Raw genomic sequence first — 25,804 nt, forward strand, 5'->3', positions numbered from 1 at the left:
TCATTGATATTTTTAACAATCCTGCTATAAAACCACCTGCTGGTTCTGGCGAGTGTGCTGCTCCGAAATTGTTGCAATATGCTTTTAAAAATAATTTAACCCCTATTTGTATGGCAGAATTTTGGTGGGGTATTTCGCCAAATTCTGCCATTAGAAAACATAAAAATTTTTATCCTGCTTGCCAAAGTAGATGCAAACCTATTTTAAAACATATGTTAGCAGGAATTAAAATGGACGAAAACCCATTCACTAAAGAAATTTTTATAGATAAAAAATTAGAAATTATTTTTGAAGACGAGGTTTTAATTGTTGTAAATAAACCTGCAGAGTTTTTATCGGTTCCTGGAAAAGAAATTAGCGACTCTGTTTATTCTCGAATTAAAGCAAAATATCCAGAAGCAAAGGGTCCTTTAATTGTACATAGATTAGACATGTCCACTTCTGGTATTTTATTATTGACCAAAACCAAAGAAGCTCATAAAATTTTACAAAGTCAGTTTATCAATAGAACTGTTAAAAAACGCTACGTTGCTTTGTTAGATGGTAATTTATTAGCAAATAAAGGAAAAATAAAATTGCCTTTGCGTGTAGATTTAGATGACAGACCAAAACAATTGGTTTGTTACGAACATGGAAAAAATGCAGAAACCCTTTGGGAAGTAATTGAAAGAAAAGACAATAAAACGCGTGTTTATTTTTATCCAATAACGGGTAGAACGCATCAACTTCGCGTGCATGCTGCCCATAAAAACGGTTTAAATTTGCCCATAGTTGGCGACGATTTGTATGGAAAAAAACAAAACAGATTGCATTTACATGCAGAATTTATAGAGTTTTTACATCCAAATACTAATGAAAAAATGAGCTTTAGGATGGCACCAGATTTTTAAATTATCTAACAAACCTATAAGTTGCTTTAATTAAAAAAGTATCGTTTGCAGGAACATCAAAAACTTGTGTGCGTATGCTTTTACTTAAAGAATCGTCGAAATCTTGTGTTCCAGAAGAACCTCTTGCCCACACAAAAAAGAGTTCGGAACCTGGAATGTATTCCCATCTTACCACTAAATTTGTTTGCAATTGTACGAAAGAGAAGTCTGGTTTTTCGAAAGAATAATCTGTTACATTATCTCTATTCTCGTCAATTAAAATAGTATCGTTTTTATCTACAGAAATTTGATTTTCATCAAACAAATTCACGCGATTGTTAAACGAACTTGCAAGTGAATTGTTTACAAAATTAAAGTTAGAATAACGTCCTCTAGAAATAAATGGTTGCCCATAAAACTGAACCGAAAAATTGGGGTTTAAACTGTAATTTAATCGCAAAGTAGTCGTCCAAGAATCGTTTTCTATGTTACCTAAAATGTATCTTTTTGCATTTTCGAAATCTTTTGTAGTAACATATTGTGTTTTGTCTTGGGTTTGTTCGAACTCATTGTCTAAAGAAATGCTAAAAGAATCGAAAGGTTGGTAATTCATTCTAAAAACATATCTATTTATGTGAAATACATCTTCGTTACTTCTAACCATAACATAACCTAAAGTAGTACTCAGTTTTTTACTTCTATCTGATCCTACAAACGCATAATAAAATGTATCATCTGCAGCTCGCCAACGAGGACCGCCTCTTAAAAATGCATTGCTATAAATTTGGTTACTACCTCCTACTCCAATTTCTGTAAACCAATTGTTTTTCCAGCTTACTTCTCCTTGCAACTCGAATCTTATTCTGTTTAAATTTCCTCCAAAATCGTAGGTTGATGATTGCTCTAAACCAACTTCCATTTCTCTGTAAATGCCTTTTGGAACTTGCCATAAATATTTGCCTTCTGCAAACTGAATTATTTGGTCGGTATTTCTTAAAAAACCAACATCATTTAATTCTAATTCTGGCGAACGCCAAACAAAACCTGTATTGTATCTCCAATTTCCTCCACCTTGTTTTCCTGCTTCAATTCTTCCTCCAGTTCCTGTTAACGATGTTCTTGTGGGATCTAATTTTACATAATTTGCATCTGGTCTTTGAAACAATCTGGCAATTGAGGTTTGTGTATCAAAAATTGCTTTTTCACTACCAGTAACGTGACTAAAAACGGTATTTCCTTCAACATAAAAATCTCTTTTTCGCCAAGTGTGTCTAAAATCGATTCCACCTGTATAAGCTGCCTTGTGTAATTCGGTAAAATTACCGTTTAAATTTCTGTTTGTGGCTGTAAAAATACCACCTAAATAAGAGTTTCTTTCATTAAAATCTTTTTGAGCTCTTGCGACAAAATAGTTGGTTAATGGTTCTACAATTTCTTCTCTTGTATTACCATCTGTTTGTTTTATTTCTGCATATTCGTTGGCGGTAACACTTTCTAAAACACCAATAGACCAACCTTCTTTTGTTTTTCCAGAAAATTTTGCGGCTCCTAAAATGGTTGAGTTTTGAGGAACATCTGCAAACTCGTCTTTTTGTAAGTTTGCATCTCTATGTGGGCTTCTACCAATTCTTCTGCTATAAAAAAGATTGTCTCTTCCATTGGCAAATTCGAAATCGAAAATGTTTTTATTTTCTACAAAAAATGGTCTTTGTTCTTTAAAGAAAATTTGAAAACCGTCTAAAGCAATGGCTCCAGGATCTGCTTCGACTTGTCCGAAATCTGGATTTATAGTTAAATCTAAGGTCAAATCGTTGGTAATCCCAATTTTGGCATCTATACCTCCATTAATTTTAAAATCGTTTCCATCTCTATAAGGGTTTCCTACTTCTGCAGGATAATTATCGTATTGTAAAACTATAAAAGGTTGAATTTCTAGCTGTTTTTGAGATTTTAAATCTACCAAACCATGCAATTCTCCAGCTTCACTTATATAACCTGCTTGGTCGTTAGGAATTCGTTGCCAAAGAGAACGTTCTTGCAACCTAAAAATAGTTCTGTTGATGTTAAAACCCCAAATTTGTTCTTTGTCGTCTCCAAAACGCAATTGACTGAATGGAATTTTCATTTCTGCGGTCCATCCTTCATTATCTACTTTTGCATCTGTGTACCAAATTGGGTTCCAACTATCGTCCCAATTATTTCCATTTTGTGTTACAATTTCTTCCCCCTTAACACCAGCAGCAGTCGTTGTAAAGACAAAAGCAGTTCTTTTATCGTGGTAACTGTCTATAATTACATTAACTCTATCACCGGCAAAACCATCTCTTCTCGTTAATCTTTGTTCTATTAATTTTGGATTGTCATCTAAAGCTCTTATGGCAATGTATAAATATTTCGCATCGTACATTACTTTAAACTTCGTTTGGTATGTTGGTGGGGTTCCTTCGTCTGGATTATTTTCTGTAAAATTAGAAGACCATTCTACCACATTCCAAGCTTCTTCATTTACAAAACCATCGATTACAGGCAATGTTTTTAATTTTTTAGTAGTGTAAATTCTTTTAGGAAGTGATGTTTTTTCTACTTCTTGTGCACACAAATTTAATGCAAAGAAAACACTTATAAGAAGCGAAATATATTGTAATTTCATTTATTTGGATGGGTATTTGACGAGGATAAATATGCCTAAAAAACAGAAATTTACCATGTTACAAAAGTAAACTTCTATTTTCTTAACAATATGTTAATTATTGTTAAATAGATTGTATGTTTACATTCTTAAAAAGAAATCTAAACTACTATTTGTCAATCAAATAAATAGTGGTACATTTGCACTCCTTTTTTAAGGAAAAAAATCATTTAATAATAAACAAAAACTAATAGTGTAATTATGAACACATTAAGTTACAAAACAGTATCAGCAAACAGCGCTACCGTAAACAAGGAGTGGGTTTTAGTTGATGCGGACGGGCAAACGTTGGGTCGTCTAGCTTCTAAAGTAGCAAAGCTAATTAGAGGTAAATACAAGCCAAATTTTACTCCTCACGTAGATTGTGGAGATAACGTGGTTATTATCAACGCAGAAAAAATTGTATTAACTGGTAACAAATGGAGAGACAAATCTTACATTCGTCACACAGGGTATCCAGGAGGACAAAGATCGTTAACTGCAACAGAAATGTTCGAGAAAAATCCTACAAGATTAATCGAGAAAGCAGTAAAAGGAATGTTACCTAAAAATACTTTAGGAAGTGCTTTATACAGAAACTTGTACGTATATGCAGGTACAGAGCATAAACACGATGGGCAAAAACCAAAAGCTATTAACCTTAACGATTTAAAATAATGGATACAGTTCATAAAATAGGTAGAAGAAAAACTGCTGTTGCTCGTATTTATCTTTCTGAAGGAAAAGGTAATATTACAGTAAACAAAAAAGACTACAAAGATTACTTTACAACAGGAACCTTACAATATAAAGTACAACAACCATTAATGTTAACAGATAACTTAGAGTCTTACGACATTAAAGTAAACGTTTACGGTGGTGGTGTAACTGGGCAAGCAGAAGCAATTCGTTTGGCAATTACAAGAGCTTTGGTTGCTATTGATGCAGATCATAGAGCTGTATTAAAACCAGAAGGTTTATTAACTCGTGATCCAAGAATGGTAGAACGTAAAAAATTCGGTCAGAAAAAAGCACGTAAAAAATTCCAATTCTCGAAACGTTAATATTTTTTGGTTCCTTACCTGTCCTCCTTGAGCGCAGTCGAAAGGTTACTAAAGTATTTTTACATCGAGAACTGTTATTATTACAAAAATTTAATATGAAACAGTTTAGCATCTAAATAGTTAAGACTCGAAAGACTACTTAATTATTGATTTCACAAACAGAAAGTAAACACATTTATAAAATGGCAAACATAAATATTCAAGAATTATTAGACAATGGAGTACATTTTGGTCACTTAACAAGAAAGTGGAACCCAAATATGGCTCCTTACATTTATACAGAACGCAATGGTGTACACATTATCGATTTGTATAAAACTGCAGCTAAAATAGAAGAAAGCTCAGAAGCATTAAGAAAAATCGCAAACTCTGGTCGTAAAATTTTATTTGTAGCTACCAAAAAGCAAGCAAAAGACATCGTTGCAGAAAAAGCAAAAGCTGTAAACATGCCTTACATTACAGAAAGATGGCCTGGAGGAATGTTAACCAACTTTGTTACAATTCGTAAAGCTGTTAAAAAAATGGCTCAAATCGATAGAATGAAAACAGACGGTTCTTTTGATGCATTGTCTAAAAGAGAAAAATTACAAATAAACAGACAAAGAGAAAAATTAGAAAAGAATTTAGGTTCTATTTCAGATATGACTCGTTTGCCTGGCGCATTATTTGTAATCGACATCAAAAAAGAACACATTGCTGTAGCAGAAGCTCAAAAATTAAACATTCCTATTTTTGCAATGGTAGATACAAACTCCGATCCAAGAGAAGTAGATTTTGTAATTCCTGCAAACGACGATGCTTCTAAATCTATAGACAAAGTATTATCTTTTGTAACAGATGCTATTGCAGAAGGTTTATCTGAAAGAAAAGCAGACAAAGCCGATAAAGAAAAGACAAAAGAAGCTAAAAAAGAGGCAAAAGCAGAAACTCCTAAAAAAGAAGAAGCGAAAGCAGAAGTTGCTCCAGAAGTAACTGAAACTCCTGCCGAAGAAAAAAAATAATTTTAATAATCATTTAGAAACAAATCGTTTCTTATAAAATATTAAGTAACATGGTAAAAGTAAGTGCTGCTGATGTTAAAAAATTAAGAGAAGCAACTGGTGCTGGTATGATGGACTGTAAAAAGGCATTGGTAGAAGCAGAAGGAAACTTCGAACAAGCAATTGATGTTTTACGTAAAAAAGGTCAAAAAATTGCAGCAAAAAGAGCTGATAGAGAATCTACAGAAGGTGTTGCAGTAACAAGAATTAACGACGACAAAACTGTAGGTGTTGCCATCGTTTTAGCTTGTGAGACCGATTTCGTAGGTAAAAACGAATCTTTTGTAGCTTTAGCGGGTCAATTTGCAGATATCGCCTTAAATTACGATAACAAAGAAGATTTCTTAGTAGCAGATTTCGATGGTATAACAGTGGCAGATAAATTAGTAGAACAAACTGGCGTTATTGGCGAAAAGTTAGACATAACAGCCTTCGAAAAAGTAGAAGCAGCTTATGTAGGTGCCTATACTCATATTGGAAAAATTGCGGCTTTAGTAGGTTTATCTGCTGTAGTAGATAATGCTGAAACTTTAGCAAAAGACCTTGCAATGCAAGTAGCCTCTATGGGAGCAACTACATTATCTTACAAAGATTTCGACCCTGCTTACGTAGCTTCAGAAACCGAAGCTAGAATTGCTGTGATCGAAAAAGATAATATCGAATTAGGGAGATTAGGTAAAACCCTAAAAAATGTTCCTCAATTTATCTCTAGATCTCAATTGACTGACGAGGTTTTAGCAAAAGCTGAAGAAGATGCAAAAGCAGAATTAAAAGCAGAAGGAAAGCCAGAACAAATTTGGGATAGAATTTTACCAGGAAAAATGGAAAGATTTATCTCAGATAACACCACTTTAGATATGGAGCAATGTCTTTTAGACCAAGCTTTTATTAAAGATGAAAAGAAAAACGTTGCACAATATGTAAAAACATATGGTGATGTTGAAGTAACTACTTTTAAAAGAGTTACTTTAGGGTAAACCTTATCTTGTTGTTCTTGCAAATACAAGAATAGCATACATACATAAACCTCGTTTTCAAAATAATTGAAAGCGAGGTTTTTTAGTTATTAAAAAATTAAAAAAAAAACGTAGTTTTGCACAACTATCAAAACAAACTATGCAATACAAGAGAATTCTTTTAAAATTAAGTGGAGAAGCCTTAATGGGCGAAAGACAATACGGAATCGACCCCAAACGTCTTGCTGAATATGCAAAAGAAATTAAGCAAGTAGTCGAAAAAGGAATCGAAGTTGCCATTGTAATTGGTGGAGGAAATATTTTTAGAGGCGTAGCTGGTGCTGCAAATGGCATGGACCGCGTTCAAGGAGATCATATGGGCATGTTAGCCACCTGCATCAATGGTTTGGCATTGCAAAGCGCCTTAGAAGACCAAGGTGTTTATACACGTTTACAAACCGCTTTAGAAATTAAAGAAGTTGCAGAACCTTATATTAAAAGAAAAGCAATTCGTCACTTAGAAAAAGGACGCGTGGTTATTTTTGGTGCAGGAACAGGAAACCCCTATTTTACAACAGATACAGCTGCCGTTTTAAGAGCCATAGAAGTAGATGCAGATGCTATTTTAAAAGGAACTCGGGTAGATGGAATTTACAACGTAGATCCAGAAAAAGATAAAGCCGCCATTAAGTTTGAAACAATTACCTTTAAAGACGTAATTGAAAAAGGATTAAAAGTAATGGACATGACAGCCTTTACTTTAAGTGAAGAAAATAAATTACCAATTATAGTATTCGATATGAATACAAGCGGAAACCTTCTAAAATTAGTTTCTGGAGAAAAAATTGGTACTATTGTTGATAATTAGACTAAAAAACTCTGAAGATGAACGAAGAAATTGAATTTATATTAGACTCCGCCAAAGAAGCTATGGACAAAGCAATGGCGCATTTAGAAAAAGAACTACGCACCATTAGAGCAGGAAAAGCAACTCCATCTATGTTAGGCACAGTAATGGTAGATTATTACGGTGCACAAACTCCCTTAACACAAGTAGCAAACGTAAATACCCCAGATCCAAGAACCTTAAGCGTACAACCTTGGGAAAAAAGCATGCTACAACCTATTGAAAAAGCAATTCAAATTGCAAACTTAGGCTTAAACCCAATGAACAATGGAGACGTTATTATGATTAATGTACCACCATTAACAGAAGAACGCAGAATAAACCTAACAAAACAAGCAAAAGCCGAAGCTGAAGATGCAAAAATTGGAATTAGAAATGCACGCAAAGAGGCTAACAACGACATCAAAAAACTAGATATTTCTGAAGATTTAAAAAAAATTGCAGAAGACGATGTTCAAAAATTGACAGATGCTTACGTAAAAAAAACAGATGAAGTACTAGCTGTAAAAGAAGAAGAAATAATGAAAATCTAGTATTGCAACACCTGTTCAAAAAATAAAATCACATAAAATAAAAAAATATTTGCTAGATAATTAAAAAATATTATATTTGCACCTCTCTTAAAATACGTAGAATTCATTTTATTATTTTTTGAGCAAGTTCTAAACAAAATAATGACTGCGAAAGTAGCTCAGGGGTAGAGCATCACCTTGCCAAGGTGAGGGTCGCGGGTTCAAATCCCGTCTTTCGCTCTATTTTAAACACCAATGCTGAAGTGGTGGAATTGGTAGACACGCTGGACTTAAAATCCAGTGGACAGTAATGTCCGTGCGGGTTCAAGTCCCGCCTTCAGTACAAAAACCGTAACATTTATTTGTTACGGTTTTTTTGATTTTTACACCCAACATGATTCCAACAATTCAATCATACGCATTCTTATATTATACAATAACTCTTGTCTTAAAAAATTATAGCATTTGCTTTTAGCATTGTTTTACAATCTTATAACAAAGAGAATTCAAACAAGAAACAGTATAAATTATTGCATTAGTCTTTCTGGGTTAAAACTTCAACAAGCCCTCTTCTTTAAAAGAAAGAAAGCAAAATTCTACGAATAAAATAATGAATCCATTTTAAAAAAAATTATTATTTGATTACTTCATAAATTATCATAGTTATAATTATTAATTTACTAGCAGATTTAAAATAAAATTACGATTTTAACATTTTTTTATTTTGAAAAATAAAATATTTTTTTAATTTAGTCCTGTAATTTTAAAATTGCTGTTCGATAAAATTGCTATCTGATAAAATTGCTATCTGATAAAATTGCTGTTCGATAAAATTGCTATCTGATAAAATTGCTGTTCGATAAAATTGCTGTCTGATAAAATTGCTGTTCGATAAAATTGTTGAAATTAATTTAAAAATAATCTTAACAAATCAATATAAAATAAAGAAAGAGTAACAATAGTTATATAATTAACAAAGCTATAAAAAGAAAAAGAATGCCAGAAACTCCACAAACAAGCGAGCAAATGCAACAACTTACAAGTTCCCAAAACGGAACTAATAAAGTTGCAAAACTACAGTCTCAATCACATTTTTTTATTCAAGGAAACAATTTTATTCAAACCCCAGAACAATCTTTTGGTGCCATTAGCGAGAATCAATTCCGTACAACAGCAAGTGTTTCGTTTTCAGAAGATAAAGAGATATACGCACTTTGTAAAGGAGTTGTTTTTCTGCAACCACAGACAGGTAATGACACTAAAGTCAATTTAATTTTAAAACCTTTTAAGCAACCTATTAATGGTATAAATATAAAATACATTATTTATAGAGGGCTCAATAAAAGCGATTTTATAAATACTGCTACAAATCCTATACAAATTAAAGGTAAAAATACTCCTGATCCATCAGGGTTTATTACCTACCTCTGGTCAGAATTCGAAAAATTTTATGGAGTAGAAGATGGAGGTATCGCTCCAGATTTTCTAGCAAATTTTATTGGTTTTCCAACTTCAACAGCAGAATTAGAAGTACAAACAGATAGCTCTTTAATAGACCAGTATTTCTATAAAATAGCAGAATTTTTCGAAAATGAAACAGCAGAAGAAAAACCAGAAAGCGCCTACGAGTTTCCAATGGTAGAAAGAGGTTTGCATTTAGGAAATGCAACAGACCAAATAGGGATAGACATTATTTTAAATAATGGAGATTACACTATAGAAGAAACTGAAACGAACAAGAATCCTTTTCAATTAAATTTAGCCTACGCAAGAGCAGATTTTTACACTTTAGATACTAGCACACAACCAACCGATTTTAATAAAAAGAGAATAAAAGAAGCAGCTACAAAGTTTTTAGACATAGCAGCCTTTTATGGGTTACAGGCCAACGGAGCAGGAAAATTGTATATAGACAATACAACAGCCCCATTAATAACCAAAGAAACCATTGCAACTAGATTAGAAAACTTTCATACCAAAAACAATTTCTACCTATATATACAAAGTAACAGACAACGTTCGTATAATTTTTATGAAAACTATATACATCCAGAAAATACAAACGCTTTAAAAATAGGAGCCACAGTAAGCAATGTTCAAGAAACAACTTTTGGCACATTAGGTTGGCCAATACATGTTCTAAACAACAGTCAAGATGTGGCAACCGAAAACAATACGATTACATTTCAGCTAATCACAGACAATTATCAAGATGCGGCACTATTTACTCAAATTGGGGTTATCAATTCTGCACACGAAAATAATTTTGTTAGAAATATTAATTTATTACAAGAACCTTTAGATGATCCTGCTGTAATAATAGATACAAATTACACACAACCTATCACACTTATAACACCATCTATAGCAGAAAACACCATTGCTAGTTTTGCACAAATCATATATGAAGGTAAAGAGTTCTTTGTAGAAAGTTTTGTACCACCACCTGAGGCCGGAGAAGACCCAGCAATTCCAGAAGTACATGCATTAAAAGATATAGACGATGTATTTGGGCTACTAAACGCTAAAGGTTTATTTACAACGAGTAATAATAACCAACTACCAACAGTAGTAAGCGAAGATTTACAAATTATCAATTTTCCAAATACATCTAACAGTAAAGATATTGGTACTATAAAACACAAAAAAATAGAAGACCGTTTGCAAACTGTAGATGAAAGCACCTATATAAATAGAGTTACCTATGAGACATTATTAGATAAAATAAAAATAAGTAATCCTGTAATTTCAAAAAAAAACACTATAAATATAGATGCAGTAACAGGAATGTTTCATAATCAACAACAAAGCGAGAACTATAACCCAAAATCTCCTTATTTTTTCAGTTTTGTGTCTTTAAATATTTTTAAAAAAGAAATTATTGGTTTATTGCTTAAGACAAACGCAAATGATACACCAACAAAAATAATATTAGGTTTAACCAAAAATCAGTCACTAAAATTAGAAAATCTTGTTAAAGACAATACTTTAAATAATGCCAAAATATTCTTTAAAAATAAAAACATTAAAGAAGATTATTATCATATATCCGAAAGCGGAATAAAATATAAGCAATATGCTCTTAACGTTATAGGTGAAGATGCTGATGGAAATCTAAAAATATATGAACCTAATGAGGAATTATTAGTATACACCTTAGATGGGTATGCTTATGCTTCCAATGAATACGCAAAGTATGTGCCTCAAAATTACGAAAGCGAATATTATATAAACCTAATTAATTAAAAAAATGGCTCATTTTATTGTAACAGTTGATGGTAATTATATTGATACCCGTTTTAGCAAAATATTTAAAGATATTGGTGTGTTAAATTTAAGTAGTTATACTGAATCTGCATTTGCAAGTCTTTTATTAACACTCCCCGATGAATTTGACCCAAGAGATTTTAATTATGTTTTTTATGAAAAAACGGGCAGATTAGGTATTCTTAATAATTATCTTGCTGCATTTGGTGCAGATTCAAAAAAATTTAAAGGATATATAGATATTGGCGATTTAGGAGAAAAATATAAGGTTTCTAATAACGCCAAGGTAGTTGCTACTAACGATAATACGAGTATACGCTTTTATAAAATTTATGACTTTAAAGAGGCAAATATTGTTTCTAGACATGTACTTAGAAGTAAACCTAAACCAGGCGATAGAATACATTTTGTAAAAAGAGAAATTCAAAACAATGGTGTAGGTGAAGATGATAAAATTAAGATAACCGTAAAATGGTTTGAATTTCCAGACCCAGAGGTCAATCCTTTTCTACATGAAGAAGTTATAGATAAGTTAGATTATGCAGTAAATGACGAAGGAGATAATATTTCTGAGCAAATAATAAGTAATAATACTTTTTTAGAGAGATTTTCAAATCATAATTTAGGTACCGATCCAATTTTAATAGATTTTGTTAATACAGATATAAAATGGTATTTAGGCAGTGTTATAGATAGAGAGTTTAAAATAAATGATAAAGGAGATAGATTTATTGGCGATAGACAAATAGATGTTATAGAAAATGTTGTTTTTCTTTTTAATGAAATATTTAGTGATACTGATTTTGTTCAAAAAATAGGACCCGATAAATACAACTTAAGGTTTATTTTTGACAAACATTTTGAAATTATTAATAACATAGGTAATATATATGATATTAGTTTATATGATACTTATCTCGATTTTAACTACTTCATAAAACTACGTTCTAGATTAGTAGAATTTAACACTTGGGTAAAAGGTAGAACTTGGTATAATACGCCATTAGAAGATAAAGAAGACATCCTAACCAGAATATTTGGACTCTTTACACCTGCTACTTTAAGGGAAATACCTTATGATAAAAAAATAGCACTTTTAAGCCTGCTTCTCAGTAATTTTTATGTTTCTGGCCGTTGGTTTCCTACGCCATTAGAATACAAATTAACAGAAGAAGAGTTGGTTATAAAAATAGTACAGTCTATTATAAGATATGATAACCAAGGTGTTATTGTGTATGATGAGATTAATATGTTTATGGATTTGCTTAATAATTTAAGCGAAATTAAATATACAGACAAATCAAAAACAGTTTATGAACTATTAGAGAGTAGTATTAACTTTGATGTATTTTTTGAAGATGGTAAGGGGGCAAAGGGTCAATTTATTAAAGCTGTGTATGATTTATGGCTCTTAAGTAAATACAACCCAGAAGCTGTTTACGACCACGGAAGTGAAGCAAAAGTTTACGAGTACACTAACTACAATGCCATTACAAATATTAAAGAATCTAAAAAAGTAGACAAGAATGCTGCACCATATATAGTACCTTATCAATCAGAAAAAAAATCTTTATGGTATTCAGATAATATGACTTTTATTATTGTAGGAGAAAAGATTCAAGTAAAATATAATGATCCTGCGGAACTTTTAATCCCATTAAAAACTAGAATTGAGGTTGAGCGAGATTCTTATTTATCTATTCATCCAGTCCCGTTTGGGGAGTATGATATTTTTCAACCAGTAGGTGTTTCCAACATGAATGAAAACGACCTTGCTACAAAAGTTCCTGTAAGTCGTGGTGATTATGAAAAACTAGCTAATGGTACAATTAGCAATGTCTGCGATTTAGAATCTTCAAACAACCTCCCTATTTTTTATCTTAAATATATAGACGACTTAGGAGACAAACAAGATGGAGAAGAATCTTTATTTTTAGCACTAGACATAGCCTCTATTCTTGCAGGAGGTTGGGGTATTGCTAGATCTTTACTAGCAAAATCTACAAAAGTTGTAGTAAGAACGGTTGTAGAGGCAAATAAAAATGTAATTTTTAATCTCACTAAAAAATCTTTAATATTAGGAGGTATAGAAACAGCAGATATCCTTGTAGCAACTGCAAGTATAGCTTACAAATTAGCGAATGGTGGTTGTACTAACTATAATGACTGTAGTAAAACACCACCACAACCTGGTAGTGCAGATTATGCGGCTTACCAGCGTTGCCAGGCCATAGAAAAATTCTTGTTTGCCTTAGAAATCCTTACTCTGTCTGGAGATGTTGTTGCCAGACGTTTTTTCAGAAAAGCAACAAAAGAACTTAAAGAGATATTGCCAGTAAACAATCCTTTTCCAGAGAATGTTATAAGCACTGCAGAGTATACTCCTTTTTTGAACAAAATAACAGACCTAGAAACAAAACAATTAGACGATTTCATAAACGATTTTCTGGTAGATACTTCAGATGATATTAAAGCACTAATTAACAACCTTTCAGAATCAGAAAAATATGCATTTAAAGTAAAATTTGCAGATAAGTCAGAAGAGATACTAACCCTACTTAAAAATGATGGGCTGCTTATAGACCGATGGAAACAGTTTTACTTAAAAGGTATTAATGACGATACCGCTTCCTTATTAGTGCTTACCAATCAAAAATTGTTTAATGATTTTATAGAGGTGATTAATAAAGGACATATTACTCCACCTATTAAAATCAAAAAATCAGGAGGTTCTAGGGGTAAAAATTTTGAAATAGTAAGGGATAACTCTGACCCGTTAGCCACTTTAAAAGATGAAGACATTCTTTTTAAAGCACTCCAGCCAAATCATATAGATGAGATAGAAGCCTATGTAGATTTTATGAATAAAACAGAGGTTGAGCGAATAGATTTAATAAATACTGCAAACAATTCTTTATTAGGTGAAAATTATGCGTTCACCACTAATAAAACTATAGAGGTAGACGGTGTATCAAGAACTTTTGAGGTAACAAAAGACCCACCATACTCTGGGGCAGCAGGTATTTGTGTAGATTTGGCAAACACAAGCAAGTTACCTAACGGACGTTTTGGGAATGGAAAAACATTTAACGACCCACCGCCAATAGATGGGCTAAACGAAACAGAATACAACCGCATTCTTACTCTTTTAGAAGGCAATAGTGCTACAGTAAAAGTAAATGTAACCAGCTTTAGAGATACAGATTTTAAAAACTGTTGGCTCTCTATGGGAGTGAACCCAAATATTGGTGAAACTCTAAGAAAAAAACTTGATTTAACATGGCATCATTTAGATGATTTAGATGCAAGCCTAAAAAGCAGTTTTCAATTATCAAGAGTTGAAATTCATAGAAAGCTTACACACACAGGTAGTAATGCACAAATTAGAAGTATATTAGGTTTAACAGGTAAAAGATAATGTAGTTAAAACAAATAAGATGATACAATTTATAGCAAGAGAACAACTCATAGAACAAACGGATATAGATGCCTTTGAAACTTTTATTGGCGCAACTTTACCTGAGGCATACAAGCAACAGTTGCTAAAATATAATGGGGGGGAGCAGATATAAATTTAACGGTCTATTTTGAGCCTTTAGAAGATGAAATTAATTTTTTTAATTTCCTTCCATTAAAGTATGGGGGTGATGAACTGGGGTATGCAAATAGCGAAGGACTTGGTTATTATTTCCCTAACGCACCAACTCCAATACAACACATTAGAATAGGCACTACCCAAACAGGTTCTCTCAGTATGTCTTTAGATGAGGCAGATTATGGTGCTATTTTTGAGTTTTTTCCAGACACGGTGGTTCCCTATAAAATAGCCAATTCTTTTACAGAGTTTGTTAATGGCTTAGTGGCTTATGAAGAAGACCCTTATAATTAAAAAATGTATAAAGAGCGTATAGAATATAGAAATTACACAGGTATTATTACCGAACAACAAGCTTTGATTTCATCAAGTAGTTATAGAAAAATTTATTATATCGATGATATAAGAGTAAAGAAAGAGATAATCAAAAGCGATGGCACATTATCTCATATAAGTCACTACTTAAAAGATGGTGATGATGAAGCGGCTTTGGTAAAAGAATATACCAAACAAAATAACTCAGTATCTATGGTAGTTAGCAATACCACAGGCCCTTATTTTGTAGAGAGAGAGAGAACATACTATGATGAAGAACTATATTATGAAAGCGATAGAGTTTTTATTGAAGATGTTTTCTATAACCTATATAAACATCATATTTATGACAAGGATGGTTTTGAACCAGATACTATTTTAAAATACAAACAATTTGAATACAACGATTTAGAGTACTATTTTAGATACAATGATGATGGTAGTTTTTATGATTGTGGAGTAGTAGATGATAGCCCTTGGGGTAGAGAAGAAGAAGGTTATTACACGGTTTTTGAAGACATAGAGTTTCCAGAAGAAAGTGAAATGCCTATAAAAATAGAATATTTCAGAACCGTAGATTTAGACCCTACAGGTTTTGAAATAACATAAGTAAAAATAAAATGAGTAAAAATAAATTAATAGATAAAATTATAGTCATAGATCTAGAAGCCACCTGCTGGGAGGTAGATGGAGATTATCAAAAAGAACATTCAGAAATTATAGAAGTTGGTGTTTGTGAACTATCAGTAACCACAGGAGAAATAACAAAAAGCATAGGCATATTGGTAAAACCAGAACATTCAGAAATAAGTCCTTTTTGTACACAGCTTACCTCTATAACACCAAAAATGATAGAAGAAGAAGGAGTTTCTTTAACAGAAGCTTGTAATATTTTAATGAAAGAATACCAATCAGAGTATTATCAATTTGCAGGTTATGGTGCTTACGATCAAAGATTCTTTAGAGAACAGTGTAAAAAAAAGAATATTTTTTACCCTATGCATCATAGCTATACTAATGTTAAGGTAGCATTATCCAAAAAATTGGGTATAAGAAGAGGTTTAGGCATGGACAAAGCCTTGCAAAAATTAAATATCCCACTAGAAGGTACACATCACAGAGGTGTAGATGATGCAAAAAACATCGCAAAAATTTTAAGGTGGACATTAAATAATTAATACAATATGAACATCGTAAAAACCAATTTAAAAACAGAAAAAAGAGGAGCAAAACAACCCAGGAGTATCATACCACCGCCTCCATCATCATCATAACACTAAAGTTATTTAGAAGCAAAAAGGTAAAATAGGCTAACAAAACAACAAAAAAGCTGGTAGGAACGCAAAACCAACCAGTAGGAGCGCGAAACTAATGAGTAGGAACACAAAACCAACAAGTAGGAATGCAAAACGAACGAGTAGGAATAGCAAACAAACCAGTAAGAGCACAAAATAAACAAGTAGGAATAGAAAACCAACAAAGAGTAAGGGAGAAAAGTTAGAAAAAGAAGAAGGAAAACGTTAAAAAAAATAAAAAAATGGCAAAGAATAAGAAATCAGAGGCTGCACTATTAGAGCAATGGCATGTAGCCATAGAAAACAGTCAACAGCAAACAGAAATAGCAACACAAATAACCAATTTTGGTTATGACACAGCCAAAATAGAAGAAGGCAGAGCGTTGCTTAATGCTACACAAACTGTTTGGCAAAACAACCAGCAAGAAGATCAGGAAACCACGGCAGCCTTTAATGCCTTTAAAGCAAAAAGAGAAGCCCTGTTTACCCTATACAATCAACACCGCAAAAAAGCAAAAGCAAAGTTTAAACGTCAGCCACAAACACTAGTACAATTACAAATAACAGGCACAATACCAACTATATACATAAGTAAAATAGAAACCATACAACATTTTTATACCCAAATAGTACAAAACCCAAGTATAAAAACAGAACTATTAAGCTATAATATAACAGAAGAAGAATTAGCTCAAGGACAAGATTTACTTACAGAAACTCAACAGGCAAGAACCCACTATCTAAAAGAAGTAGGTGAAAGCCAAGACGCAACCAAACAAAAAGACAAAGCCCTAAAAACAATGGAAAATTGGATGCAAGATTTCTATGCCATGGCAAGCATAGCATTAGAAAATAACCCACAACTATTAGAAGCCCTAGGCATATTTAGAAAAAGTTAAAACACGCTGTCACAATCGAACATTTTTTTGAGGAATAAAAAACAATATCGAAATAACACAATAAAAAAATAAACACAAACAAATCAAAATAGAAAAAAATGAAAATAGTAAAAACAATTTTAGTAGTAGTATTAGTAGTAGTAAGTGTAACATTTCAGTCTTGCAGTGCTAACGATAATGAAGAGACACCATCTTCAAGCGATTTATTCATAAAGTTTACCTTAAACAATCAAGAAACAGATATTCAGGGAGAAGCAAGAGTAATTTCTGCATTTAGTGGCAACAACTTTAAGCAATTGTCTATAAACGCCAACAACAATTTACAGCTATCAGACCCAGATTATGTAAGTATTACATTATTAATTCCTAATAAAGATGTAAGCCCTGGTACCTATAATTTTTCAGGAGATGTCTTTACATCTGGTTTATACCACTGCCGTTTAAGAGTTGATGGGGCAACCATACAAAGTTTAAATACAGGTAGCTTAGTAGTAACTAGCAATACAGGAGGCATTATAGAAGGTACTTTTTCTGGAGCTGCCACAATTGGTAGCGAAACTTACACAGTTACCAATGGTAGTTTTAGAGCAATTTCTGACGACAATTAATAATATAAAGTAACATTTTTTTGAAACTAAAAATATACATATCAATTCTATTCTTTATAAGCGGAAGCTTTTTAAATATACATGCCCAAAAAGTAAAAATAAAAAAAGGAACAATACTTTTAGATAAAAAGCCAACAGCAAAGGTAAGCTCTCCCTTTAGAGACCATTATGAGTTTTCAACACTCAATGGTGAAAAGGTATTCGAAGTAGATTTAAAAGGTGCAGATAATGGTACAGAAGAAATTTACCATTATCTAGAAATTAAATCAGCCAACAGTACTCAAAAAGCACAAATAGAGTACGAAGTTTTAATTACTTCTTTTAAAGTAGAACGTATTATAGCACACTTACTAACTGTAAAATACAAAGTGTTTACAAATAATGGTATTAATAAAGAGGCGTTGCAAAAATTGTTTCAAGAAAACAAAAAAGATTTGGATAAAAAATACACAAGTATTGTGTTAGAATCCAAACAGAAAGAAATAGAACGTAAAAAAAGAGGCATAGAAATTCGCAATCGTTATTATCCTCAAGTTAGAGCAAACAAGCAAATTACATTTACGCAAGTGGGTAAAGTACGTATTGTTGGTAATATAACAATTATCCCTGGTTACGATAGAACCAATGCAACCATTAAAGTATATGATTTAGATAGAAATTTGGTTGCTACTATGAATACTTCAAATGGAGAGTTAGCCTCAAAAAAATATACATATACTACTTGGGACAATAATAGTATAAGCTACACAGCAAATAGATATTACAGCACAAATAGCAATGCTTTTTTGCAAGAATTAATCATAGAATTAATAGCGTCAGGTTATCTTTTAGAACATCAAATAACAGAAAAAAGATACGAATTGCGTAAAGCACAGATACAATTAGCTAAAGAAAATAGCGCTAATATATATTTCAAATCAGGTATAGTTACCGATAAAGATGGTAAAGCATATAAAGGAGCTATTTTTATAGCTTTCCAAAAATTAGATGTTAATAATACAGGTAATGTACTACCAGAATATGGTCCAGATAATTACGGACAATCTGTATATGTAAGATATAAAAACAAAAGAGATCAAATTCGTTTAAAAAAGATTGAGGCAAAAGAAGGGGTTTTTTTCAATGTGTCTAAAGGTGACAATATAGAATCTTATTACGCATTAAAAACAAAAGGAGAGGCATTTAAAAAACTACAGAATATAAATAGTTTAAAATTCAATAATATTTATTTCTATAAGCTTTTAAAGAAAGAAAAAAATATAATGTTGCTTCAAGATCCTGTAGAAAAACAGAAATATGTATTAAAAACTAGTAAACAGAAGAAAGGCTTTATGATAGACTCAAGGTCTAACCAGCAATTGTCAGAAAAATTAGCAACATATTTATCTGATTGTAAAAAACTTTCTGAGGAAATAAAAAATCAAGAATTCGATTTAAAAATAAAAGAAAATTTAATGCAGATTATAACAGAGTATAGTAACTGCATATAATAAAAAAAAAATTGTTATGCCAGAGATAAATAATATTCCTACTAAAAGATATTACCCAACACTATCTAGTGTTGTAACAGAAGAAGACATACCAGATATATTAGGTTTTCTTAAAGATGGCATCTCTAATTTGTTGAAAAAAGTACATTTTAAAGACCTACAATTTAGTAAGAGCGCCAGAGGAGATGCTGCTTTTTACAGTTTGTCTATAGTTACTAAAGATAGATTAGATATAGAGGTACCAGGTACAGGTATATTCTTAATTTTAAATCCAGATATTGAAGGTGAAGATATAGACATATCGTCCTTCCCTATTACAATAGAATATCAATGGCAATTGTTAGCATATGTACGCTCATTTAATTTAGAACAATTTGATTTTTCTCCTAAAGCATTTTTTGAAACTGCTTTAATAGCATTGAGTATTTCAGAAGAACAGGCAGTTGCCAACTTTATAAACACTTTTACTGAACCAATTAACGGTAACAGCTCTTTACAGCAATTTGTAGAAGACCTAAATAATTATAATTCTAGTTGGAATCTAGTAACACCAACACAAGAAACCACAATAACAAATGTAGTACAAGATATATATACAAAAACAGAAGACTACGCCACCATTATTGCATTTGGGAAGTATATATTAAATAATGATTTAGGAGAAACTAAACAAAAACTAAAAGAGTTTTTTAAGAACCTATTACCACAAGACATAGAAGAATATATAAAAAATATTCTTATTCCAAAATTTAAGGCAACCCTATTACTAAGAGCAGGCCTAGAGTTTCCACGTTCAATTCTAAAGCCAGTATATCCTGAAAATTCTACAGATCCTTATCCAGATTTAGAAATAATTCCGGAAGATGACCAAGGAAACCCAAAAGTAGTTTTGAGTTTTGGTGAAGCATTGTTTTATGCAGATACCGAAAATGGGTTTGGGTATAATATGGATGTTATTTTAAACACAAGCAAACCTGCAATGATAGGTAATACAGGTTTAATTATTAACATACGTAATTTAAAAATTGATCTTAGTACCAAAGAAAATATAGTAGAAGCAGATTTAGATAATAGACCCCCAGAATTTATGGGTGTATATACAGAACGAACTGATATTATATTACCGAAAAAATGGTTTGATAAAGAAACCAGCCAAACATTAGCAATTACTGGAGAAAAATTACTAATAGGTACAGGCGGAATATCTGGTACTATAGCATTAAGAGCCACCTATGCTGTTGATGATAACAAACAAGTAACAGATTACTATTCAGAGTATTTTAATTTAGATTATAGTACTTCAGTTACAGTATTATCAAATCAAACTGAAATATCGATTACTTCTGATGAGAACCTTTTAACACACATTAATAGTTTAGAATCCCCCTACGATTTAAAGTTTAAGTATCCTTTAACTATTATTACAAGTACAGGTAATAAAACATTTGAAAACGAAGAGGAATATAATGACTTTATAAATCTAATAGATCCTAACCAATTTATTTGGTTTAAATTAGGAAGTAACCCAGAGAAAGCTTGGAGGCTAGGCTTTAATCGTTTTGATTTAACTTTTCATCACGGGCAAGTTGTAGAGTCTAATTTAAAAGCTCGATTAGAAATACCAAAATTTAACGATCCAAATAAAGCGGGTGATGAAAAAGCAACCATTGATTTGGATGGACATTGGTACAGTAGCGAAGATTTTTCTTTAACAGCCTCCTTTTTACAAGACCCACTTCGTTTAAATTTATTCAATTTTGTAAACATAAATTTTGTATCTGTAGAAATTGGGAAAGATGATGATCGCTTTTTCTTAGGAACTGCTTGTGAGATTACTTTTGAGAATGCCATAATGAAAAAAGTCTTAGGAGATCAGAAAATTATACTTCCAAGAGTTAGAATTTATGACGATGGTTCTATGGAAATTGTTGGTGGTAACGCATTCATTCCAACCAATATTTCTTTAAACCTAGGTCCAATAGAAATGGCAGTAACTGGCATTCATTTTGGTTCTTATCAACAAGAAGATAGCCAAGGTAGAATACGTAAATACAACTATTGGGGTTTTGATGGTGCTATAAGTTTAGATCCCTTAGGTATAGATGCTCGTGGAGAAGGCGTTAAATATTATTACACAGTAGATAATGATGAGTTTGGAGATGAAGGAGATAATTTCTTGCGCATACAAACAATAGAAGTAAATTTAGTAATTCCTGGATCTGCCAGTCCTGGATCTGCATTAGCTATAATTAGTGGTATGTTATCAATACCTCAACCAGGAGAATCTCCAGAATATATAGGTAAAGTTTCTTTAAAGCTACCAAAAGCCAAAATAGCGGGTAGTGCAGCTATGGCATTGCAACCAAAATATCCTGCCTTTGTAGTAGATGCAAATATAGATTTGCCGGCACCAATACCCATTGGTCCATTAGGCATTTATGGGTTTAGAGGTTTGTTAGGTTTTCGTTACGTAGCAGAAAAAGAAGCAGTAGGTTTAATCTCTGGAGAAGATACTTGGTATGACTATTATACATATCCTCCAAAAGGTGTTGACGTTTCAAAATTTAGTGGACCAGAAAGAACAGAAGAATATGATTTTCCTGTTTCTTTAGGCGCTGGTGCCGTTTTAGGAACAAGTTTTGATAGTGGAACAGTTATTTCTGTAAGAGCAATGCTACTACTATCGTTACCTAGTTTATTTTTAGTAGAAGGAAAAGCTTCAATTTTAAGTGCTCGTTTAGGATTAGATGATAATCGTGAGCCACCATTTTTCGCATTTGTTGCTTGGGGAGATAATTCAATTGAAATGGGAATGGGTGCAGATTTCAAGCTCCCTCAAAATAGTGGTTGGATTATGAGCTTATATGCCGATGTGCAAGCTGGTTTTTTCTTTAATGGTCAAAAATCTTGGTATGTAAATTTTGGCACTAAAGAAAACCCTGTAACCGCAAGGATTTTAACCATAGTTACAGCACAATCTTATTTAATGCTCTCTGCAAGTGGTATAGAAGCTGGTGCTCGGGTAGAGTTTAATTTGAGGAAAAGGTTTGGTCCTGCAAAAGTGCATATTTATGCCTACTTAGAAATGGGTGGTTTTATAAGTTTTGAACGACCGCAAATAGGTGGGTATCTTGCGCTTGGAGGGAAGGTTGATATTGATATTTGGATTGTAGGAGTAACTATTGGACTAGATGCGATTTTCTCAGTTGAAGCTCCAAAACCATTTTTAATCTATGCAGAAATAAGATTACGTGCTTGTGTGAAAATTTTATGGGTAAGGATTTGTAAAAGCTTTACTGTTAAAATAAAGTTAGGGAGAGAAAATAAATTAATTGATAGAAATCCAATACCTGCATTGCCTTATGAGAATGGAGAGTATAGTTCAAATCGAACTAAAGAACTTGTACAAGGAGTAAACATGCTCACTAATGAGTCTTTTGAACTCGATTTTATTAAAGTTGATAGTGACGATAGCTTTGTTGTTAATCCTAACATAACGATTAATAGTACAATTCCATTAGATACTTACATAGACATAAAAACAGCAAAAGGATTAAACCCTAGTGCAGTATCTACTATAATAGGAGGACATACCGGAAGAGCTGATAATTTTATAGATTTAATACCCCCTAATAAAGTAATAAGAGGTGGTAAAGAAATTCGTCAAGTAAAACATAAATATTCCATTGTAGGTATAGAAATTAAAGCATTGTCTGCATCAAATGAATGGGTAGATTATCATCCATTTGAAGCTTTAGTGAAATCAGGAGACAGAAGTAAAGTAAGTAATCTTCGCATTGGATATTGGCAAAGAACGGGTAATCAATATGACGCTATTCGTTTATTGGCAACCAACCCTTTTTCATATACAGAAGCAGGAGAACCTGGTTGGTTAGTTCCAGAAGAATATGGAGTTACACCTTCAGAATTATTTTGTAAAAGTGAAGAAATAGCTTATGACTGTACCAACTTTCTAAATAAAGATTTAGATACAGTTTATTATCCACCACAACAATATATTGGACATTTTATTAATGGTGCGTATTTTACATTGGAGGGAAATTTTGAAACTTCAGTAAATACCAATGAAGATGGTACACAAAACGTAACAATTAGTGATGATAACTTTAGAATTAAAGGAACACCTAATGATTTAGAGTTTGATAGATTTTCAGACTTTAATAAATCATTAGAGTTCGATAATGGGAATAATTTAGTCATAATTTTGCCATCATCATCCGTGGAAGTTTCATTAAAATTAACAACATATGGAGAGGATGTAACAATTAGATATTATAAATCTGATGGTCTTGAAAATAATAATACGATCTATTCAGAAATTGGTGATGTAACCAAAACAGCAAGTGAACTGTCTGAAGAGATTACTTACAGTAAAAAGGATGATATAGACAATAAAGATATTTTAATCTCTAAAATTGTTATAGAGACTAAAAATAAAACGAATGGAGGTATTGGATTCATGCAAATACAGAATCCTGAAAGTCGCAATGAAAAGGCATTCGAAGTTGGAAAACAAGTTAATAATCAAGTAGGTGCTTATTATTATACAACTTCTTTACAAGAAATTTGTTGGATGACTGTTGAGAATAAAGAATACAATTTAACAATTCCAGAACAAGAAGCTGTAGAAAAAGAACAAAAAGATATGGTGGCTGCTTCACAAAAAACAATTCAACCGATATGGAGACCAAATACCAAATACTATATCCGTTTTAGACTAAAAGATGAAGTTGACAATGGAGCTAATGAGGGTATTTTCGATTACTATTATGGATTTAAAACAGCTGGACCTGTTGGGCATTATCACAAGGATTCAGACGTAGATTATTTACCAACTGGTGCAAATCCAGACCAATATCCATTAACATCATTACGACAATATATAGATTATGAAAGGTCTTACCCTAATGCAGATGGTAGTTTGTTACAAGCAAAACCTCTGTTTTATGGGCACAATGAATGTAAAATTGCAATCTATTTTAGTAGATCATTAACATATCATATGCTTAGTAAATGGGAAGCCTATAATGGCTTACCAGAGTTAGCTGGTAATATGCATATCGCAATTAAAGACCCTATTACAGATATGGTTATTCCTTACCCATTACCCGCCGATTTTGACAAACAATTGATACCAAATGAGCAAGCTTTTGCTACACTTTTAGAAGTAGATTGGATTGATATTTCATTACCTCCAAATAATGAAGAATTAGAAGTTCCTCAAGAGTTAAATATCATAGATAAAGACGGGCAATTATTAGGGAATTATAAAGTATTATTCTCTGAATTAGATAATCGATTTATAAGAATTGATGATGAAGCTGCTTTGTCTGATAATTTAGATTTGATAGGAGGAAAAATACAATGGGAAGTAAGTGATGCAAACATAGAACAGACAATTTTAAATATAGGTAAAGAAGAAAACGCTAATTGGAACACTGATAATAATCCTAGGATTCCAGCTCATTTACAATTGCTAAATAATATGGTCAATCATATTAACGAAAATAATGATGTAATAAAGTGTAATTTAAAAATCGGAAAACCTATAGTACCCAACAGTTATTCTTTCAATACAACATTAACAAATTTACAACCTAGCAAATTATATACTGCTTTAATATACAATGCTTTTGATAAAGACAGCACAGGTTTATTAGAAAATACTAAAAGTGAAGAGGTTCATCAATTTGTTTTTCAAACTTCAAAGTATAAGGATTTTGAACGACAAGTTAAAAGTTACTGGTTACAAGAATTAGATAACGATAACAATGTTCTTGAAGAAAAACAAGCAGTTTTTGAAGTTATATTAGATGTAAGTGATTTTGATATTGCTACAGCATATAATATAGTAGCTGGAAACACAGATACCAATAGTGATAGCTTAGAGTTTAAATATTATCATTTATTTGATAGAGCAATAGAAGGCGCACTAAATATTACCCCCATTAATCCACCAGAGAATACGGAATTTAATATTCTAAAGAATATCAATACAGATAAAACTATAGGAATTTTAATTAGAAACCCAGAACCATTTAATATTCCTAAAATTCCTTTAGAAGATATTCAGGGTTCTATTAGCGTAGTAGATGCAAGTTCAGGAGCTCCAGACAATGCCTATAAAGTATTGTACTCTAAAGACTATTCGCAAGCTTTAATTATGCATAATAGTAAAGAAATCACAGCTAACACATTAAATTTTAACTTCCAATATAAAATATGGAATGGTAGTGAATATGTTAAAAATAGTGATGTTCTAGTGGAGAACATTTTAATAAAAAAAGAAAATTAGAAA

The 25,804-nt window shown here is 32.0% G+C and carries 18 protein-coding genes and 2 tRNA genes; 19 read left to right on the plus strand and 1 reads right to left on the minus strand.

Translation table 11 applies throughout. From position 1 onward, the window contains the following. The first annotated feature begins 110 nt into the window (after positions 1-110). On the plus strand, positions 111-890 hold the full coding sequence (locus JL193_RS17495; RefSeq protein WP_367890038.1) for an RluA family pseudouridine synthase: 780 nt from the start codon (positions 111-113) through the stop codon (positions 888-890). Between the two features lies 1 nt (position 891). Here JL193_RS17495 and JL193_RS07095 read toward each other — a convergent pair whose 3' ends face one another. Beyond that, entirely contained in the window at positions 892-3,519 is a 2,628-nt protein-coding gene (locus JL193_RS07095; RefSeq protein ID WP_207973120.1) for a DUF5916 domain-containing protein, read from the minus strand. Between the two features lie 240 nt (positions 3,520-3,759). Between JL193_RS07095 and rplM the strand changes: the two genes are divergently transcribed. The 18 genes from rplM (at position 3,760) to JL193_RS07180 (ending at position 25,801) form a co-directional block, all read left to right on the plus strand. Further along, positions 3,760-4,215, plus strand: a complete 456-nt coding sequence (gene rplM, locus JL193_RS07100) for a 50S ribosomal protein L13 (protein WP_207973121.1) — start codon at positions 3,760-3,762, stop codon at positions 4,213-4,215. Further along, the gene (rpsI, locus tag JL193_RS07105) at positions 4,215-4,601 is read left to right on the plus strand and encodes a 30S ribosomal protein S9 (RefSeq protein ID WP_207973122.1); all 387 of its coding nucleotides are present in this window, start codon (positions 4,215-4,217) and stop codon (positions 4,599-4,601) included. Before rplM ends, rpsI begins: the two co-directional genes overlap by 1 nt. A gap of 182 nt (positions 4,602-4,783) precedes the next feature. After that, positions 4,784-5,602: a 30S ribosomal protein S2 gene (gene rpsB / locus JL193_RS07110; RefSeq protein ID WP_207973123.1), complete on the plus strand. Its 819-nt coding sequence runs from the start codon at positions 4,784-4,786 to the stop codon at positions 5,600-5,602. A gap of 50 nt (positions 5,603-5,652) precedes the next feature. Beyond that, positions 5,653-6,618, plus strand: a complete 966-nt coding sequence (tsf, locus tag JL193_RS07115) for a translation elongation factor Ts (protein WP_207973124.1) — start codon at positions 5,653-5,655, stop codon at positions 6,616-6,618. A gap of 139 nt (positions 6,619-6,757) precedes the next feature. Then, entirely contained in the window at positions 6,758-7,465 is a 708-nt protein-coding gene (gene pyrH / locus JL193_RS07120; protein ID WP_207973125.1) for a UMP kinase, read from the plus strand. 17 nt (positions 7,466-7,482) lie between these two features. Further along, complete coding sequence (frr, locus tag JL193_RS07125) at positions 7,483-8,037, plus strand: ribosome recycling factor (protein WP_207973126.1); 555 nt, start codon at positions 7,483-7,485, stop codon at positions 8,035-8,037. A gap of 147 nt (positions 8,038-8,184) precedes the next feature. After that, positions 8,185-8,256, plus strand: a tRNA-Gly gene (locus JL193_RS07130). Positions 8,257-8,273: 17 nt separating this feature from the next. Next, positions 8,274-8,359 (plus strand) — tRNA-Leu (locus JL193_RS07135). A gap of 653 nt (positions 8,360-9,012) precedes the next feature. Then, the gene (locus JL193_RS07140) at positions 9,013-11,262 is read left to right on the plus strand and encodes a hypothetical protein (RefSeq protein ID WP_207973127.1); all 2,250 of its coding nucleotides are present in this window, start codon (positions 9,013-9,015) and stop codon (positions 11,260-11,262) included. Positions 11,263-11,266: 4 nt separating this feature from the next. Next, positions 11,267-14,701 carry an HNH endonuclease family protein gene (locus JL193_RS07145; protein WP_207973128.1) on the plus strand — a complete coding sequence of 1,145 codons (3,435 nt, stop codon included), beginning with the start codon at positions 11,267-11,269 and terminating at the stop codon, positions 14,699-14,701. Positions 14,702-14,720: 19 nt separating this feature from the next. Beyond that, positions 14,721-14,855, plus strand: a complete 135-nt coding sequence (locus tag JL193_RS07150; RefSeq protein WP_207973129.1) for an SMI1/KNR4 family protein — start codon at positions 14,721-14,723, stop codon at positions 14,853-14,855. A gap of 182 nt (positions 14,856-15,037) precedes the next feature. Next, positions 15,038-15,172: a hypothetical protein gene (locus tag JL193_RS17390; protein WP_302849918.1), complete on the plus strand. Its 135-nt coding sequence runs from the start codon at positions 15,038-15,040 to the stop codon at positions 15,170-15,172. 3 nt (positions 15,173-15,175) lie between these two features. After that, a complete protein-coding gene (locus JL193_RS07155) occupies positions 15,176-15,802 on the plus strand; it encodes a hypothetical protein (RefSeq protein WP_207973130.1) in 627 nt (208 codons plus the stop codon). 11 nt (positions 15,803-15,813) lie between these two features. After that, positions 15,814-16,371 (plus strand): 3'-5' exonuclease, encoded by a 558-nt coding sequence (locus JL193_RS07160; RefSeq protein WP_207973131.1) that lies wholly within the window; start codon positions 15,814-15,816, stop codon positions 16,369-16,371. Between the two features lie 359 nt (positions 16,372-16,730). Continuing rightward, on the plus strand, positions 16,731-17,387 hold the full coding sequence (locus JL193_RS07165) for a PQLLE family protein (RefSeq protein ID WP_207973132.1): 657 nt from the start codon (positions 16,731-16,733) through the stop codon (positions 17,385-17,387). A 98-nt stretch (positions 17,388-17,485) separates the two neighbouring features. Then, positions 17,486-17,995, plus strand: a complete 510-nt coding sequence (locus tag JL193_RS07170; RefSeq protein WP_207973133.1) for a hypothetical protein — start codon at positions 17,486-17,488, stop codon at positions 17,993-17,995. Positions 17,996-18,015: 20 nt separating this feature from the next. Further along, positions 18,016-19,485 carry a hypothetical protein gene (locus JL193_RS07175; RefSeq protein WP_207973134.1) on the plus strand — a complete coding sequence of 490 codons (1,470 nt, stop codon included), beginning with the start codon at positions 18,016-18,018 and terminating at the stop codon, positions 19,483-19,485. Between the two features lie 16 nt (positions 19,486-19,501). Further along, positions 19,502-25,801, plus strand: coding sequence for a hypothetical protein (locus tag JL193_RS07180; RefSeq protein WP_207973135.1), 6,300 nt, complete (start codon positions 19,502-19,504; stop codon positions 25,799-25,801). Positions 25,802-25,804 lie beyond the last annotated feature (3 nt).

Origin of the sequence: Polaribacter batillariae, from assembly GCF_017498485.1 — a bacterium.
GTDB lineage: Bacteria > Bacteroidota > Bacteroidia > Flavobacteriales > Flavobacteriaceae > Polaribacter > Polaribacter batillariae.